The 15,774-nt window shown below is 71.9% G+C and carries 14 protein-coding genes; 10 read left to right on the forward strand and 4 right to left on the reverse strand.

Annotated elements, in window-relative coordinates:
* Window positions 1-6 precede the first annotated feature (6 nt).
* From ACFV7Q_RS14900 to ACFV7Q_RS14925, 6 genes are read left to right on the forward strand one after another with little or no spacing between them, the layout of a single operon-like run.
* Window positions 7-1,044 (forward strand): alpha-ketoacid dehydrogenase subunit beta, encoded by a 1,038-nt coding sequence (locus tag ACFV7Q_RS14900; protein ID WP_385428403.1) that lies wholly within the window; start codon window positions 7-9, stop codon window positions 1,042-1,044.
* 31 nt (window positions 1,045-1,075) lie between these two features.
* Window positions 1,076-2,092: an ATP-binding cassette domain-containing protein gene (locus ACFV7Q_RS14905; protein ID WP_385428404.1), complete on the forward strand. Its 1,017-nt coding sequence runs from the start codon at window positions 1,076-1,078 to the stop codon at window positions 2,090-2,092.
* Window positions 2,089-2,916, forward strand: a complete 828-nt coding sequence (locus ACFV7Q_RS14910; protein WP_385428406.1) for an ABC transporter permease — start codon at window positions 2,089-2,091, stop codon at window positions 2,914-2,916. Before ACFV7Q_RS14905 ends, ACFV7Q_RS14910 begins: the two co-directional genes overlap by 4 nt.
* Before the next feature lie 40 nt (window positions 2,917-2,956).
* Window positions 2,957-4,051 (forward strand): alpha/beta hydrolase, encoded by a 1,095-nt coding sequence (locus ACFV7Q_RS14915; protein ID WP_385428407.1) that lies wholly within the window; start codon window positions 2,957-2,959, stop codon window positions 4,049-4,051.
* Window positions 4,052-4,082: 31 nt separating this feature from the next.
* The gene (locus tag ACFV7Q_RS14920; protein ID WP_385428408.1) at window positions 4,083-7,055 is read left to right on the forward strand and encodes a DEAD/DEAH box helicase; all 2,973 of its coding nucleotides are present in this window, start codon (window positions 4,083-4,085) and stop codon (window positions 7,053-7,055) included.
* Window positions 7,052-8,335: an SWIM zinc finger family protein gene (locus tag ACFV7Q_RS14925; RefSeq protein WP_385428409.1), complete on the forward strand. Its 1,284-nt coding sequence runs from the start codon at window positions 7,052-7,054 to the stop codon at window positions 8,333-8,335. Before ACFV7Q_RS14920 ends, ACFV7Q_RS14925 begins: the two co-directional genes overlap by 4 nt.
* A gap of 64 nt (window positions 8,336-8,399) precedes the next feature.
* On the opposite strand, the gene ACFV7Q_RS14930 is transcribed toward ACFV7Q_RS14925, so the two are convergent.
* The 4 genes from ACFV7Q_RS14930 to ACFV7Q_RS14945 form a co-directional block, all read right to left on the reverse strand.
* Window positions 8,400-10,073, reverse strand: a complete 1,674-nt coding sequence (locus tag ACFV7Q_RS14930) for a PDR/VanB family oxidoreductase (RefSeq protein ID WP_385428410.1) — start codon at window positions 10,071-10,073, stop codon at window positions 8,400-8,402.
* A 180-nt stretch (window positions 10,074-10,253) separates the two neighbouring features.
* Entirely contained in the window at window positions 10,254-11,123 is an 870-nt protein-coding gene (locus tag ACFV7Q_RS14935) for an NmrA/HSCARG family protein (RefSeq protein WP_385428412.1), read from the reverse strand.
* Window positions 11,124-11,157: 34 nt separating this feature from the next.
* Window positions 11,158-11,997, reverse strand: a complete 840-nt coding sequence (locus ACFV7Q_RS14940; protein ID WP_385428414.1) for an NAD(P)H-binding protein — start codon at window positions 11,995-11,997, stop codon at window positions 11,158-11,160.
* Between the two features lie 2 nt (window positions 11,998-11,999).
* On the reverse strand, window positions 12,000-12,434 hold the full coding sequence (locus ACFV7Q_RS14945; RefSeq protein WP_385428416.1) for a SnoaL/DnrD family polyketide biosynthesis methyl ester cyclase: 435 nt from the start codon (window positions 12,432-12,434) through the stop codon (window positions 12,000-12,002).
* A gap of 255 nt (window positions 12,435-12,689) precedes the next feature.
* On the opposite strand from ACFV7Q_RS14945, the gene fabG reads away from it, so the two are divergent.
* The 4 genes from fabG to ACFV7Q_RS14965 form a co-directional block, all read left to right on the forward strand.
* Window positions 12,690-13,475, forward strand: coding sequence for a 3-oxoacyl-ACP reductase FabG (fabG, locus tag ACFV7Q_RS14950; protein WP_385428418.1), 786 nt, complete (start codon window positions 12,690-12,692; stop codon window positions 13,473-13,475).
* 20 nt (window positions 13,476-13,495) lie between these two features.
* The gene (locus ACFV7Q_RS14955; protein ID WP_385428420.1) at window positions 13,496-14,449 is read left to right on the forward strand and encodes an aromatase/cyclase; all 954 of its coding nucleotides are present in this window, start codon (window positions 13,496-13,498) and stop codon (window positions 14,447-14,449) included.
* Window positions 14,450-14,769: 320 nt separating this feature from the next.
* Window positions 14,770-15,126: a hypothetical protein gene (locus ACFV7Q_RS14960; RefSeq protein WP_385428422.1), complete on the forward strand. Its 357-nt coding sequence runs from the start codon at window positions 14,770-14,772 to the stop codon at window positions 15,124-15,126.
* A gap of 168 nt (window positions 15,127-15,294) precedes the next feature.
* On the forward strand, window positions 15,295-15,774 hold a 480-nt coding region (locus tag ACFV7Q_RS14965), incomplete at its 3' end, for an S-adenosylmethionine synthetase N-terminal domain-containing protein (RefSeq protein ID WP_385428423.1).

Below are 15,774 nucleotides of genomic sequence, written 5' to 3' on the forward strand. Positions count from 1 at the left end.
ATCACCATGACACGGAAGCTCACGTACTGGCAGGCGATCGCCGAAGGCACCGTCCAGGCCATGGAAGCCGACCCGAGCATCATCATCGCCGGGCAGAACGTCGACGACCACAAGGGCTCCTACGGCACCACCGGCCCCGCCTTCAAACGCTTCGGCGCCCACCGGGTGATCGACACCCCCAACAGCGAGAACGCCGTCGCCGGCATCTGCATCGGCGCCGCCGACCAGGGCCTGCGCCCCCTCGTGGTGCACACCCGGGCCGACTTCATGTTCCTGGCCATGGACGCCCTGATCAACCTGGCGTCCAAGTGGCGCTACATGTACGGCGACAAGGGCGGCGTGCCGGTCGTCATGCGCGGCGTCGTCGGCCGCGGCTGGGGCCAGGGCGCCACCCACTCCCAAAGCCTGCACGCGACGTTCGGCCACTTCCCCGGCCTGTACGTCGCCGCCCCGGCCTCCCCGGCCGACGCCAAGGGCCTGCTGGCCGCCGCCCTGCAGGCCGACACCCCCGTGGTGCTGATGGAGAACCGCTCGCTCTACCCGATCGAGGGCGAGGTGCCCCAGGAACTCGCACCCGTGCCCTTCGGCGTGGGCCGCATCGCCCGCCACGGCACCGACGTGACCGTGGTGGCCGCCTCGCTGATGGTCCACGAGGCCGAGCGCGCCGCCGACCTGCTCGCCGGGCAGGGCATCAGCGTCGAGGTGGTGGACGTGCGCAGCATCCGACCGCTGGACGAGGACATCATCTGCGAGTCGGTCGCCCGGACCGGCCGCGTCGTGGTGGCCGACACGAGCTGGGCACGCTACGGCTTCTCGGCCGAGGTGGCCGCGGTGATCGCCGAACGCATCCCCGGCGAGCTGCGCGCCCCGGTCCGCAGGATCACTCCCCCCGACTGCCCCGCTCCGGTGTCCTGGCCGCTGGAGGAAGCGTTCCACCCCAACGCCGCGAAGATCGCCGAAGCCTGTCTCGACCTGGTGGGCTGGGGCGGGACCGCCGTGCCCGCGCTGACCGGGGTGGACGCCGGATTCATCGGACCGTACTGATCCGGACCCTTCCGAACGAAAGGAACCAGACGTGAAATCGAGCAAGTCGGCCGTGGTCGCCGAAGGGCTCCGCAAGAGCTATGGCACGGCTCAGGTGCTCGACGGGCTCGATCTCGTCGTACCGCAGGGAACGGTGTGCGGGCTCCTGGGGCCCAACGGTGCCGGCAAGACCACCACCGTCGGCATCCTCTCCACCCTGCTGTCCGCGGACGGCGGCCGGGCCGAGGTCGCCGGCTTCGACGTCGCCCGGCAGGCGGCCCAGGTCCGCTACCGCATCGGACTCGTCGGCCAGCACGCGGCCGTCGACGAAGTCCTCAGCGGCCGCCAGAACCTGGTGATGTTCGGCCGGCTCTACCACCTGTCCCCGGCCGTCGCCCGCCGCCGCGCCGACGAGCTGCTGGAACGCTTCCGCCTCACCGACACCGGCAGCAAGCCGGTGAAGGACTACTCGGGCGGCATGCGCCGCCGCCTGGACCTGGCGGCGAGCATGGTGCTGGCCCCGCCCGTCCTGTTCCTCGACGAGCCGACCACCGGCCTCGACCCGCGCAGCCGCAACGAGGTCTGGGACGCCGTCCGCGCCCTGGTCGACGGCGGCACCACCGTGCTGCTCACCACCCAGTACCTGGAGGAGGCCGACCAGCTCGCCGACAGCATCTCGGTGATCGACACCGGCAAGGTCATCGCCGAGGGCACCCCGGAGCAGCTCAAGGCCCGCATCGGCGGCGACCGGATCGACATCGTGGTCCGGCGCGCCGACGAGCTGAAGAACGCCGCCGCCGCCGTCGCCCGCATCGGCGAGTCGGACCCGGTCACGGACGAGGACACCCGGCAGGTCAGCGTCCAGGTCCCCGACCGCGCCACCGCCCTCGCGGACATCGTGCGCGCCCTGGACTCCGCCGGCATCGCCGCCGAGGACATCGCCCTGCGCCGGCCCACCCTCGACGAGGTGTTCTTGCACCTCACCGGGACGGACCGGTCGTCGCGCGCGCAGGCGGACACCGCCCAGGAGCCGAAGTCGAAGTCGAAGTCGGAGGACGTGAAGGTATGAGCATCACCATCCCGGAGCTCCCCACCAGCCCGCTGTCGCGGCTGCGCTGGGCGCTCGCCGACGGCTGGACCGTCACCCTGCGCGGACTGACCCACTGGACCCGCGAACCCGGCACGGTCATCAGCGGAATGCTCTTCCCCGTGATGATGGTCCTGATGTTCGGCTACTTCTTCGGTGGCGCGATGCAGGTCCCGGGCGGCGGCAACTACCGCGAGTTCCTCCTCCCCGGCATGTTCGTCATGACCATGGTCTTCGGGATGGGCGAGACGGTCGCCGCCGTCGCCGCCGACAAGAACCGCGGCGTCACCTCCCGCTTCCGCTCCATGCCGATGGCCCCCTCGGCCGTCCTCGTCGGCCGCTGCACCACCGACATGCTCAACTCGGTCCTCGGCCTCGCCGTGCTGTTCGTGGTCGGCCTCCTCATGGGCTGGGACGCGCACGGCACCGTCGGCGAGACCGTGCTCGCGGTCGGCCTGCTCCTGCTGCTGCGCTTCGCCCTGACCTGGGTGGGCATCTACCTCGGGCTGCTCATGAAGGGCCCCGAAGGCATCACCATGGTGCAAACCCTCGAATTCCCCGTCGGCTTCCTGACCAGCGCCTTCGTCGCACCGGCCACGATGCCGGGCTGGCTGGGCACCATCGCCGAGTGGAACCCGCTGTCCTCCACCGTCGCGGCCACCCGCGAACTGTTCGGGAACCCCGGCTGGGGCGGCGACTCCTGGATCGCCCAGCACGCCACCTTGATGGCCGTCGTCTGGCCCGTCGTCCTCTTCGCGGTCTTCTTCCCGCTCGCCGTCCACCGCTTCCGGCACCTGACCAGCTGACGCGGCAACGGGTCGGCCGGGCCACCGGCCGACCCTCCGCGTGCCCGCACCCCCCGCTCCGACCCTCCAGGAGAACCAGATGGCCCTGCGCCCCCGAGCCCTGGCGGCAGCCGCTGCAGCCGCCCTCGTGCTGCCCCTGCTCGGAAGCCCCGCGGCTGCCGCCCCCGCATCAGCCGCCCACTCCGGCGGGCCCGCCAGGGCGAACTGCGCGCCGTTCACCTCCCAGGTGGCCGCCACCGAGGGCGCCCCCGCCGACCAGCGGATCGCCGGCACGCTGTGCACCCCGCGCGGCACCCGCGCCACCACGGTCCAACTACTGGTCCACGGAGGCACCTACGACCGGGACTACTGGACCGTGCGCGGCCGGACCGGCGGCCCCTCCTACGTGGAAGCCGCCGCCGGGGCCGGACACGCCACGCTGGCGTTCGACCGGCTGGGCACCGGCGCCAGCTCCGCCCCGCACAGCTCCCGCTTCAGCGACACCACCCACGAGCTGGTGACCCTCCAGCTCATCCGCACGCTCCGCGACCGCGGCTACCGCAAGGTCGTCCTCGTCGGCCACTCCTTCGGCGCGACGCTGGCCCGCATGCTCGTGGCCAAAAACCCCGGGGCCGTCGACGGACTCGTCCTCACCGGCGAAGGCGCCCCACCCAACCTGGCGGCGTTCGAGGAGATGTTCCACCTGTACGTGGCCGCCGGCCAGCACCCGCTGCTGGCCCGGCGCGGCCTCGACGACGGCTACCTCGCCCTGCGGACCGGAGCCAAGGCCAGCTGGTTCTACGACCCCCGGACCACCGAACCGCACGTGCTGCTACGCGACGAACTCACCACCGAACCGGGCGTCTACCCCACCGACCCGGCCTACGGCGACATCTCCCTCAACCAGCGGATCCGCGTCCCCGTCCTCGTCGTCGTCGGCCAGGGCGACAAGCTCATCTGCGGCGGCCAGGGCACCGACTGCTCCAGCCCGGCCACCCTCAAGGCCGCCGCCGCACCCCTGTACGGACCCGAAGCCCGGCTGGAAACCGTCCTCGTTCCGGCCACCGGGCACAGCCTCAATGTGCACCGCACCGCACCCACGTGGTACGCCTACGCACAGGACTGGACGAAGCGCCGCGTAGACGGCGGACGTTGACCGGACAGCCGAACCACGGGGGGCGGAACAGATGGTGTGGATGTCGCGTGAGCAGGCCGACCTGCTGGCGCAGTGCGCAGTGGTCTTCGAGCCGGGCGATCCCGCGCGTACCGGAAAGCTCGCGTTCCGGTACCCCGACGGCCCGGCCCGCCCCGGCCCCGCCGCACAGCCACCCTTCGGCGAGCCCGGCGAAGCCGACCTGATCACCGCCGACGGCGGCGCCCTCGCGGTACGCCGCCACCCGGTCCTGCGGCTGACCGTCGCCGAGGCACTGCCCGCCCTCACCCTGGCCCGCCGGCTCCACACCCGAGCGACCACCGACGCCGCCACCGACGCGACCACCGACGCCGCCACCGAAGCGACCACCGCCGACCGGACCGCCAACGACACCACCGACGTCACCCCCAGCCCGTCCGCCGCGTTCTGGGGCGCCGCCACCGCCCTCGGCCTGCACCTCGCCGCCCGCGAACGGCTACTCCCCGGCGTCTCCGCCACCGGCCACGACACCTGGCGCGCCGGCCCGCTCACCCTGGAAGACGTCCAACGCATCCGCGAACTGGCCGCCGCAGCACCGGCCGAGGCGCTCGCCGTCCCCCTGCCCGTCCCCCCGGGCGGCCCCCTGCTGCTGCCCGACGCCACCACCCTGCTCCGCTCCTTCATCGACGCGGTCGCCGACACCCTGCCACGCACCGCCGCCGCCCCCGCCGCCGCCGGCCGCCCGGCCTTCGCCGCCGCCGAACCCCAGTACGTCCCCCAGCTACGCGCCTGGGCCGAAGAGATCTCCGCCGGCCTCGACTCGGGCGTACGGCTGGCCCTGCGCCTGGACCTGGTGCCCGCCGGCGACGGCGAGCCGCCCGCCCTGCGCCTGGTACCCCAGGTGTCCAGCCTGGCCGACCCGACCCGCAGCGCCGACGCCGACGAGCTGTTCGCCTCGGCCGAGGCAGCCGGATTCGGACCGCGGGCCCAGGTCGACACCGTCCTCGCCGTACGGCGCGCCGTCAACGTCTGGCAGCCCCTTTCCCGCCTGCTGCCGGTGCCCTCCGCCCTCGACCTCTCCCACCGCGAGGTCCAGGACCTCCTCGGCGGGACCGCCGGCCGGCTCGCCGCCCACGGCGTCGAGGTGCTCTGGCCCCACAACGCCACCCGCTCCCTCACCACCCGCGCCGTCGTCGGCGGCGAGCGCACCCCGCCCACCGACATGCGCTCCTTCCTCGGCGGCGACGGCACCGTCGACCTGCGCTGGCAGCTCGACCTCGACGGGGAGCCCCTCACCGAACAGGAAATGGCCGAAATCGCCGCCACCGACCAGCCACTGGTCCTCCTGCGCGGACACTGGGTACTCATCGGCGCCGACACCGCCCGCAAGGCCCGCGAACGCGACCTCAAGCCGCTCACCGCCATCGAGGCACTCGCCGCCGCCCTCACCGGCCACACCGAAATCGGCGGCAAGCAGGTGCGGGTCGCGCCCAGCGACTGGCTCCTCGCCCTGCGCCGACGCCTGACCGAACCTGACGGCGGCACCGAACCGGTCGAGCAGCCCGCCGCACTCGCGGCCACCCTGCGCGACTACCAGCTGCGCGGCCTACGCTGGATGGACCGCCTCACCTCACTCGGCCTCGGCGGCTGCCTCGCCGACGACATGGGCCTGGGCAAGACCATCCAGCTGATCTCCTTGCACCTACTGCGCCAACAGCACCCGGACAGCGCCGGCCCCACCCTCGTGGTCTGCCCCGCCTCCCTCCTGGGCAACTGGCAGCGCGAAGTCGGCAAGTTCGCCCCCGGCACGCCCGTCCGCCGCTACCACGGCCCCGGCCGCACCCTGGACGGCGCCGACTCCGGCTTCGTCCTGACCACCTACGGCACCATGCGCCTGGACGCCGAGCGGCTCGGCGCACACCGCTGGAGCACGGTCGTCGCCGACGAGGCCCAGCACGTCAAGAACCCGCACTCCAGCACAGCGAAGGCACTGCGGCTGATCCCCGCCGACGCCAAGGTCGCCCTCACCGGCACCCCCGTCGAGAACAACCTCTCCGAACTCTGGGCCGTCCTCGACTGGACCACCCCCGGACTCCTCGGCGGCCACAGCCACTTCCGCAGCCGCTGGATCGCCGCCATCGAAGCCGAACGCGCAGAACGCGCCGAGTTCGGACCACCGCCGGGCGAGGACGGAGAATACGGCCCCACCGCACAGCGCCTGGCCGAACTGGTCCGGCCGTTCATGCTCCGCCGCAAGAAGTCCGACCCCGGCATCGCCCCCGAACTCCCGCCGAAAACCGAGACGGACCGCCCGGTCGCCCTCACCCCCGAACAGCGGACCCTCTACGAGGCCCAGGTCCGTGAGGTCATGGCGCAGATCAAGGCCACCGACGGCATCGCCCGAAGCGGCCTGGTACTCAAGCTCCTCACCGGCCTCAAACAGATCTGCAACCACCCCGCCCAGTTCCTCAAGGAGACGGAGGGCACCCGGCTGGCCGGCCGTTCCGGCAAGCTGGAACTCCTCGACGAACTCCTGGACACCATCACCTCCGAGGGCGGAGCCGCCCTGGTCTTCACCCAGTACGTCACCATGGCGCGGCTACTGGAGGCACACCTGCGCGAGCGCGGCGTCCCCACGCTGCTGCTGCACGGCGGCACCCCGGTGCCGCGCCGCGAAGAGATGGTCCGCCAGTTCCAAGACGGTCAGGTGCCCGTCTTCCTGCTCTCCCTCAAGGCCGCCGGCACCGGACTCAACCTCACCCGCGCCGACCACGTCGTCCACTACGACCGCTGGTGGAACCCCGCGGTGGAGGCCCAGGCCACCGACCGCGCCTACCGCATCGGGCAGACGCGCACCGTCCAGGTCCACCGGATGATCGCCGAAGGTACGGTCGAGGACCGCATCGCCGCCCTCCTCGAAGCGAAGAAGGGCCTGGCGGACGCCGTGCTGGGCTCCGGGGAGCAAGCACTGACGGAGCTGACCAACGACGAACTGGCCAACCTGGTCGAGCTGAGGAGTGCGGGATGAGCGGGGACGAGACGGGCGCGCGGGGCTTCCCCGCCTTCGCCGCGCGCCGGGGCAGCCGGGCGCGCGGCCAGTCCTGGTGGGGCAAGGCCTGGGCGGACGCACTGGAGGACACCTCCCTGGACGAGGACGCGCTGAAGAAGGGCCGGGCCTACGCACGGACCGGCCGACTCGGCCCCATCACCGTCAGCCCCGGGCGCATCTCCACCACCGGCTACGAGGACGACACCCCGTTCAAGACGGTGCTCACCCTGGAGGAACTCGACGAGGACGAATGGGAGCTGCTCTGGGAGAAGACCGCCGAGCGGCCGGACGTCACCGACGGGCTGCTCGCCGGCGAACTACCGCCCGACCTGCTGGAGGCCGCCGAGGACGCACGGGTCCGGCTGCTGCCCGGCTACGGCGACCTGCAGGCGGACTGCGACTGCGATGCGTTCGACCACCCCTGCACGCACGCGGCCGCGCTCTGCTACCAGGCGTCCTGGCTGCTGGACGAGGACCCGGTGCTGCTGCTCCTGCTGCGGGGGCGCAGCGCCGAGGAGGCGCAGGAAGAACTCCGGTCCGTCATGCTGATGCAGGCGATCACCGGCAGCCTCCGGGACGAGGACACCGACGGGGCGGAAGAGGAAACGCAGACCGGTTCGGAGCCCGCCGCGGCGCAGCTGCCCGAGGGCACTCCCGCCGAGGACGTCTTCGGCCGTGAGCCGGCGGCGCTGCCCGAGCTGCCGCCGCTGCCCGGGCCGGCCGTCCGGCAGGACGCCTCCTCGGCCGGGGCCGGCGTCGACCCGCTGGAGCAGCTGGTCACCGACGCGGCCGTCCGCGCCCGTGAGCTGCTCGCCTACACCCACGGTTTCACCCCCGAGCCGCCGGCCCCGCTCGACCTGTGGCGGGACTGCGTACGGATCGCGGCGACCCGCCCCGCGTCGCGGGTCCTGGCCCGCCTGCGGGAGGCCTGCGGCAGCCCGGAGCAGCTGGACCGGGCGGCCGAGGCGTGGCGGCTGGGCGGGAGCACCGGGCTGGACGTGCTGGAGGAGGCGTGGACTCCGCCGAAGCAGGACACCGCCCGGGCCCGCACCGCGCTCACCGCGGGCTGGGAGCAGAGCGAACTCCCCGAGCTGGAGGTGTGGGACAACCACTGGACGTTCGCCGGCAGCGGACTCCAGCTCCGCTACGGCCGGGACGGCCGCTGGTACCCCTACCGGCGGGTGGACGGCCGGTGGTGGCCGGCGGCCGCACCGCACCACGACCCGGTCGAGGCCCTCGCCGAACTCCTCGACGGCTGAACCGCCGGGCACCGCACACGCGGCGGGCCCGGGACGGACACGGGGTCCGTCCCGGGCCCGTACGCTACAGGTCCACCACGAGGCGGCCGCCGTGGGCCCGCGAGACGCACGGGTACATCACGTCCGTACGCCCGCGCTCGGCGGGGGAGAGCACGTGGTCGCGGTGGTCGGGGGTACCCCGCAGCACGCGCAGCTCGCAGCTGCCGCACAGGCCGTCCTCGCAGGAGGCGGCGAGTCCGGGCGCCTCCTCCCGCAGGGCGTCCAGCGCCGACTGGTCGGCCCGGACTGCCACCACCGCGCCGGTGCTTGCGAGCTCGACCTCGAACGGCAGGTTCTCGCCCGCGGCGGCATCCGTGGCGGCCGCGAACCGCTCCAGGTGCAGCGTCCCCCCGGGACAGGCGGTGTCCATCAGCTCCTCGACGGCCCGCATCAGCCCGTCCGGGCCGCAGCAGTACACCGCCGTGCCCACCGGGCCCGCCGACAGGTGCGCGCGGAGGTCGGGACGACCCGTCAGGTCACGCGCGTACACCGAGACCCGTTCCGCCCCGTACCGCTCCAGCCGCGGCAGGAACGCCATGGAGGCGCGGCTGCGGCCCACGTACAGCAGCCGCCAGGGGGTGCCCCGCCGCTCGGCCTCCTCGATCATGGGCAGGAAGGGGACGATCCCGATGCCGCCCGCGACGAACAGGAAGGCGGGGGCGTCGGCCAGCGGGAAGTGGTTGCGCGGGCCGCGGACGGCGATGCGGTCGCCCACGGACAGGCCGTGCACCTCGACCGAGCCGCCCCTGCCCTCCGGGTCCCGCAGCACCGCCACCCGGTACGCCGACCCGTCCGCGGGATCGCCGTGCAGGGAGTACTGGCGCACCTTCCCCGAGGGCAGGACGAGGTCGATGTGGGCGCCCGCCCGCCACGGCTCGGTCGCGGCCCCGGAGACGGGGGCCAGCCGCAGGCCCACGACGCCCTCGGCCAGCCGGTCGGCGGCCTCGACGGTCACCGGGACGTCCACGACCCGCACCGGGCCGCCGCCCGAACCCGAACCCGAACCCGAACCCGAACCCGAACCGGAACCGGAGGACGGGGCGGGCGAACCCGCACGGTTCTGGGCGTGCCGCAGCCCCCGACGGGTACGCCCCCACGGCTTGTACACCGAGACGACGCCCAGGAACACCAGCACACCGAAGACCGGCGGCACGGTCCAGGCGAGCAGGGTGCCCTCCGGACCGGGCCGGTAGACCCCGCCCTCGGACGCGGCCGCCTTCTCGGCGGCGGTCAGCACCAGCGGATGGGTGTACACCCAGGCGAACACCGCGATGACCAGGGAGAGGACCCACTTCACCAGCACCCACCAGTGCCGCAGCAGGCCCCACGGCGTCCCGCACCCCAGCAGCACCCCGGTGGCCCCGCAGACCACACTGACCAACGACACGGTGGTCTCGTCGAAGACGTACATCGCGTAGTACGCGCCCTCGGCCACACCGGGGTCCGAGGTGAGGTAGCCGATGAGCGCGAGCGTGGCCATCGACATGGACAGACCCATCCAGCCGACCGATGACAGGACGTGGAGGGCGAGGGTCAGCTTCCGCCCCTTGGTGCCCAGCCGGAACTCCTTCCGCCCCGCTCTGACCGGGGTTCTGGGCTGCTGCCCCTCCTTCCTGACCGCTTCCTCAGGCCTGTCGAGGGTGGATAAGGACCGGTACCGGGTCGGGGTTGCCAAGGCGGCCTCGCTTTCGTCTTGCATTTCGTGCGTTCCCTGCTGGTCGTGCGCGTCACGCACCTTCCGTTTGACCGGTGCGCCCGACGGCCTTTCCACCGTTGCGACCGCCACTGGAGTCCCGCTCGTGCGCAACGCCGACGGGGCCGGAAACCGCCCGTGCGGTTCCAGCCCCGTCCAGTGCCCGTAGCCGTTGTCGTCCGGCCGTCAGCCCGTGGGCACGTCGATGCCCTTGAGGTACGTCGCGAAGGACTGCAGACCCGGGTGCTCGGCCCGCAGCGCCTCGATGTCGGCCTGGTACCCGTAACACTGGAACCACTCGAACATCAGCGCGATATCGGGGGCGTTGGGGATGAACGGATTGTTCGCCACCGCGTCCAGCGGCAACTCCTCGAACCGGGCCGGCAGCCCCGAGCGCGCCGAGAACGCCTCCGCGACCTCCGTCGCGGTCAGGGCGTCACCGGCGAGCTCCACCGCCCGACCCACGTACGCCTCCGGCCGGTCGAACGCCTCGGCGGCGAAATGGCCGATGTCGTCGACCGCGACGAACTGCACCCGGGTGTCCGGCTTCAGCGCCAGCCGCACCACCAGCGTGCCGTCCACCAACTCCGGCCCGCGGGCGGCGAAGTTGTCCATGAAGAACGTCGGACGCAGCACCGTCAGCGGCACACCCGTACGCTCCAAGTACCGCTCGATACCCCGTTTCGAGTCGAAGTGCGGCACCCCGCTCTCCCGATCCGCACCCCCCACGGACGTGTACACCACATGGCCGATACCAGCCGCCTCCGCAGCCCGCGCGAGCGCCCGGCCCTGCCGGACCTCGCCACCCAACCCCGCCGGCGTCATGAAGTTCTGCACGGCGAACACCCCGTGGAAGCCCTCCAACGCCGACCGCAACGAAGACTCGTCGTCCAAGTCACCGCGGACCAGCTCCACGCCCAGCCCCGCCAGCGCCCGCGCCCGCTCGGAGGCCGGCTCCCGCACCAGCGCCGACACCGACCGGCCGCGGCGGACCAGCTCACGGGCCACCGCCCCACCCTGCAGACCGGTCGCACCGGTCACCAAGATCCTGCTCATCTGACCATCCCCTTCGGATTCGTATCCCGGCAGCTCAACCGAACAGGGCCGCGTTCTCCACGGCCCACCGGCGATAGGGGCGCGGCTCCCGCCCGGTGAGGTCACGCACCGCACGGGTCGGCTCGGCCCACGGCACCTCGGGACTGTGCAGGGCAGCCACGTTGGACTCGGCAGCCGGGCGGTCCCCGGTGATCCCGGTGAACACCTCCACCACCTCCTCCGGCGGCGCCACCGAAAACTCCAAGTCCCGCCCCAGCACTTCGCCCAAGATCCGCGCCTGCTCCTCGGAGGTCAGCGTCTGCGGCCCCGTGAGCAGGTACGACTTCCCCAGATGGCCGTTCTGCGTGAGCACGACCACCGCGACCGACGCGATGTCGTACTCGTCGATCGGAGCACCGGGGTTGTTCCCGATCCAACAGCGCACCGCGCCCGCCTCACGGACCGTACGGATCCACCAGGAGGTGTTCGCGTGGAACGGGCCCGGCCGCAGGAACGTCCACGGCACCCCCGACTCCTCGATCGCCACCTCGGCGGCCCGGTGCTCCTGCGCAATGCCGTGCGGCAGCGGGTGCTCGATGCCGGCGGAAGACAGCAGCACGATCCGGGAGGTGCCGGCCGCGCGGGCGGCGGCCGCCACGTTGGCCGCCTCACCACCGACATCGCCGGAGAGCACCACCAAGGCAGCACTCACCCCCTCGAAGGCCGCTGCGAGCGTCGCCGGATCGGCAGGACTGCCCGCCACCACCTCCACACCCGCGGGCAGGTCCGCCTCCTCGGGGTTACGGCTCAGCGCACGGACCGGGTGGCCCAACGCCAGCAGCTGGTCGACGGCCTCACGGCCGACCTTGCCCGTAGCTCCGGTGATCAGGAACATGCTCAGTCCCTCCACCCCTGCGGCTCCGGCCACGGCGAGCCGAGCTGCCGGTACGTGCCCTGGTAGTCCGGCCAGTCACGGTGATCGCGGATCTTGCCGTCGACGAAGCGGATCAAATGGATCTGCTCCCCGGAAAAAACCCGGCCGGTGGCGGCCATACCGACGAGATCGCCCACGTGACGGCCGTACAGGACGAGGTACGCGCGCACCCATTCACCGCGCTCCTCCAGCTGCACCTCCTCCAAGCGAGCCTCCTCGGAGAACGTCATCCGCAACCACTTCACGGCCATCGCGAACGAATCCGGACCATGCAGGTCCATGTGCTCCATCGCAGCCGGATTGAGGTAATCCGGGTGGATGTATTCCGCCACGTCCTCGGTGTTTCCCGTGTTGTACGCCTGGATCATCCGGCGCACGGCATCTATCTGACTGCTCATCGCATTCCTTCCACGAAATACGTCCTCAGCCCTCCGGGTCTTTCACAATCTTGATGGGAAAGAAGGCGTCCGGACAACCTCCGCGAAAATCCCGGAAAGGAATTCGACGGAACGTGCAGCAAACTTCGAGCACATTTCGAGCGAGGCTCCGCGGCCGCGGCCGCCAAGCCCGCCCTCAAGCGCCGCTCGGGCAACCGTCGAGCACACCGGGGGATGGTCGAACACCGCACCCATGCCCTTGACGGAGGTAGACCCATGACGACACAGACCAACACGGTGGCCCTGGTCACCGGCGGCACCAGCGGGATCGGGCTGGCCGTGGTGCGCGACCTCGCCCGCCGCGGTCACCAGGTCTTCCTCTGCGCCCGCACCGAGCAGCAGGTCAAGGAGACGGTGACGGAACTGCGCGCCGAGGGCCTGGAGGTGGACGGCGCCGTCGCCGACGTCCGCGACCCCGAGTCCGTCAAGGCGCTCGTCGCCGCCGCCGTCGAAACCTTCGGCCCGATCGGCATCCTCGTCAACAACGCCGGCCGCAGCGGCGGCGGCCCCACCGCCGACCTCACCGACGAACTGTGGGACGACGTCATCACCACCAACCTCACCAGCGTCTTCCGACTGACCCGAGAGGTCCTCAAGAACGGCGGCATGGAAGGCACCGGCCGCGGCCGGATCATCAACATCGCCTCCACCGCCGGCAAGCAGGGCGTCGTCCTCGGCGCCCCCTACTCCGCCTCCAAGCACGGCGTCGTCGGCTTCACCAAGGCCCTCGGCAACGAGCTCGCCCCCACCGGCATCACCGTGAACGCCGTCTGCCCCGGATACGTCGAAACCCCCATGGCCCAGCGCGTACGCGCCGGCTACGCCGCCGCCTACGACACGTCCGAAGAACAGATCATGCAGAAGTTCACCGCCAAGATCCCGCTCGGCCGCTACTCCACCCCGGAGGAAGTCGCCGGCCTGGTCGGCTACCTGACCACCGACACGGCTGCCTCCATCACCTCCCAGGCCCTCAACGTCTGCGGCGGCCTCGGCAACTTCTGACCCGGAAAGAGGACCCCACGATGCCCACCGGGCGCGTGCACCACACCACCCACGAGGCGACCATCGCCGCCCCCGCCGGGGTGGTCTACGGCCTCCTCGCCGACGCGGCCCGGTGGCCGCTGTACTTCCCGCCAACCGTCCACGTCGAACAACAGGAATCCGACGGCACCCGCGAGCGGCTGACCCTGTGGGCCACCACCAACGACCAGGTCACATCCTGGACATCACGGCGCGCCCTGGACGCGGGCCGCCGCCGCATCGAGTTCCACCAGGAAGCGTCCGCCGCCCCCGTCGCATCCATGGCCGGCACCTGGATCGTCGAGCCCCGCGGCACCTCCTGCCGGCTGGTCCTGCTGCACGACTTCACCGTGACCGGCGACAACGCCGGCGACACCGCCCAGGTCGAACGGGCCACCGACACCAACAGCCGGGCCGAACTCGACAACCTCAAGCAGCTCGCCGAGGGCTGGGAAAACCTCGACGACCTGGTGATGTCCTTCGAGGACTCGGTCCGCATCAACGGTCCCGCCGACCCCGTCTACTCCTTCCTGCACCGGGTACAGCACTGGCCGCAGCTCGTCCCGCACGTCACCCGGCTCGACCTGACCGAACCCGAACCGAACGTGCAGGTCATGGCCATGGACACCCTCACCGCCGACGGCAACGCGCACACCACGGAATCGGTCCGCATCTGCTTCCCCGACGCCCGGCGCATCGTCTACAAACAGACGGCGACACCCCTGCTGATGTCCGCCCACACCGGCGAGTGGACGATCACCGAGGACGCCACCGGCGTCACCGCCACCTCCCGCCACAGTGTCGTGCTGCGCGAGGAGAACATCACCCGGGTCCTCGGCCCCGAAGCCGACGTCGCCGACTGCCGCCGCTACGTCCGCGAGGCGTTGGGCCGCAACAGCTCCGCCACCCTCAACCTCGCCAAGGCGTACGCCGAGTCCCACACCGCGACGGCCTGACCCCCCACCCCCCAACCACTACGGCTGCTGCCCCGTTCCCCCGGAACGGGGCACCACCCGTAGCCCGTGCGACCGGTACGCCCCCGGGCGAAAACCACACGCCCCGCCCAACACCCACTCGGATTCCCACCGAATTCTGCTCGAAATGCAGAGCCGGAAAGCACCACCCGGGCCACAGCCCCGAATCAAGGACACACGAAGCGGGGCACGCCCTCGCGCAACGATCCACCGGCAGAACCCGAGCCAGGATTGAGCGCCCTGGCCGAACCTGAAGCGAGCGACACCGGATACCCCTGAAAGGTACTGCCGAAAGGGCCCGCATGAGCATCGCCGAAGAACGACCGCTGGCGACCGACAAAGGCCACCCACCCGCCCCGCGCACCCCCACGAACCCCCCGAGCCGCCCGCGCCCGGCACGGCCCCCCGAGCCGACCGGCTCCGCCGAGCCCGCCGAGCCCGCCGATGCGCCGGCCTCCACGACGCTCGCGATGGCCTCGATCCGAATCTCCCGCGGAAACCCCACCCCCGAGGAAACGGCCGCCGTGGCCGCCCTGCTCATGGCAGGCCTGCGCCGACTCCACGAAACCGGCCCGTCCACCACCCCCACACCCCGGCCCCGCAAGCTTCCCCACCGACCCTGGCCGACGTACCGCGCGCCGGGCTCCTGGGCCTCCTGAGGACACCCAGCTCCTCGTCGGCGACGGCACCGGGACTGACGGACACGGACACGTTCCGCGCCACGGGGCGCAGGACGCGGCCAGCGGTGCGGACGTCAACCCCTGGTCAAGCAGCCCTCAACCGATCCCCACGAGAGTCCGCAACACATCCCGTACGTCTGGAGAGTCATGCCCCGTCGCCTGTTCACCTCGGAATCCGTGACCGAGGGCCACCCCGACAAGATCGCCGATCAGATCAGCGACACGATCCTCGACGCACTCCTCACCGAGGACCCGACCTCCCGCGTGGCCGTGGAGACCCTCATCACCACCGGCCTCGTGCACATCGCGGGTGAAGTGACGACGAAGGCGTACGCGCCGATCGCGCAGCTCGTCCGCGACAAGATCCTGGAGATCGGCTACGACACCTCCAAGAAGGGCTTCGACGGCGCCTCCTGCGGCGTGTCGGTGTCCATCGGCGCGCAGTCCCCGGACATCGCACAGGGTGTCGACAGCGCGTACGAGCAGCGCGCCGAGAACGCCACCACGGGCGGGACAGGAGACGAACTCGACCAGCAGGGCGCCGGCGACCAGGGCCTGATGTTCGGCTACGCGTGCGACGAGACGCCCGAGCTGATGCCCCTGCCGATCCACCTCGCCCACCGGCTC

It is taken from the genome of Streptomyces sp. NPDC059851 (genome assembly GCF_042732005.1).
Classification (GTDB): domain Bacteria; phylum Actinomycetota; class Actinomycetes; order Streptomycetales; family Streptomycetaceae; genus Streptomyces.

What these genes read in the sequence shown, in the direction of transcription:
- ACFV7Q_RS14925 (WP_385428409.1), top strand. Translation starts at nt 7,052, where the DNA reads ATGAGCGGGGACGAGACGGGCGCGCGGGGCTTCCCCGCCTTCGCCGCG.
- fabG (WP_385428418.1), top strand. Translation starts at nt 12,690, where the DNA reads ATGACGACACAGACCAACACGGTGGCCCTGGTCACCGGCGGCACCAGC.
- ACFV7Q_RS14945 (WP_385428416.1), bottom strand. Translation starts at nt 12,434, where the DNA reads ATGAGCAGTCAGATAGATGCCGTGCGCCGGATGATCCAGGCGTACAAC.
- ACFV7Q_RS14910 (WP_385428406.1), top strand. Translation starts at nt 2,089, where the DNA reads ATGAGCATCACCATCCCGGAGCTCCCCACCAGCCCGCTGTCGCGGCTG.
- ACFV7Q_RS14930 (WP_385428410.1), bottom strand. Translation starts at nt 10,073, where the DNA reads ATGCAAGACGAAAGCGAGGCCGCCTTGGCAACCCCGACCCGGTACCGG.
- ACFV7Q_RS14960 (WP_385428422.1), top strand. Translation starts at nt 14,770, where the DNA reads ATGAGCATCGCCGAAGAACGACCGCTGGCGACCGACAAAGGCCACCCA.
- ACFV7Q_RS14940 (WP_385428414.1), bottom strand. Translation starts at nt 11,997, where the DNA reads ATGTTCCTGATCACCGGAGCTACGGGCAAGGTCGGCCGTGAGGCCGTC.
- ACFV7Q_RS14900 (WP_385428403.1), top strand. Translation starts at nt 7, where the DNA reads ATGACACGGAAGCTCACGTACTGGCAGGCGATCGCCGAAGGCACCGTC.
- ACFV7Q_RS14955 (WP_385428420.1), top strand. Translation starts at nt 13,496, where the DNA reads ATGCCCACCGGGCGCGTGCACCACACCACCCACGAGGCGACCATCGCC.
- ACFV7Q_RS14935 (WP_385428412.1), bottom strand. Translation starts at nt 11,123, where the DNA reads ATGAGCAGGATCTTGGTGACCGGTGCGACCGGTCTGCAGGGTGGGGCG.
- ACFV7Q_RS14920 (WP_385428408.1), top strand. Translation starts at nt 4,083, where the DNA reads ATGGTGTGGATGTCGCGTGAGCAGGCCGACCTGCTGGCGCAGTGCGCA.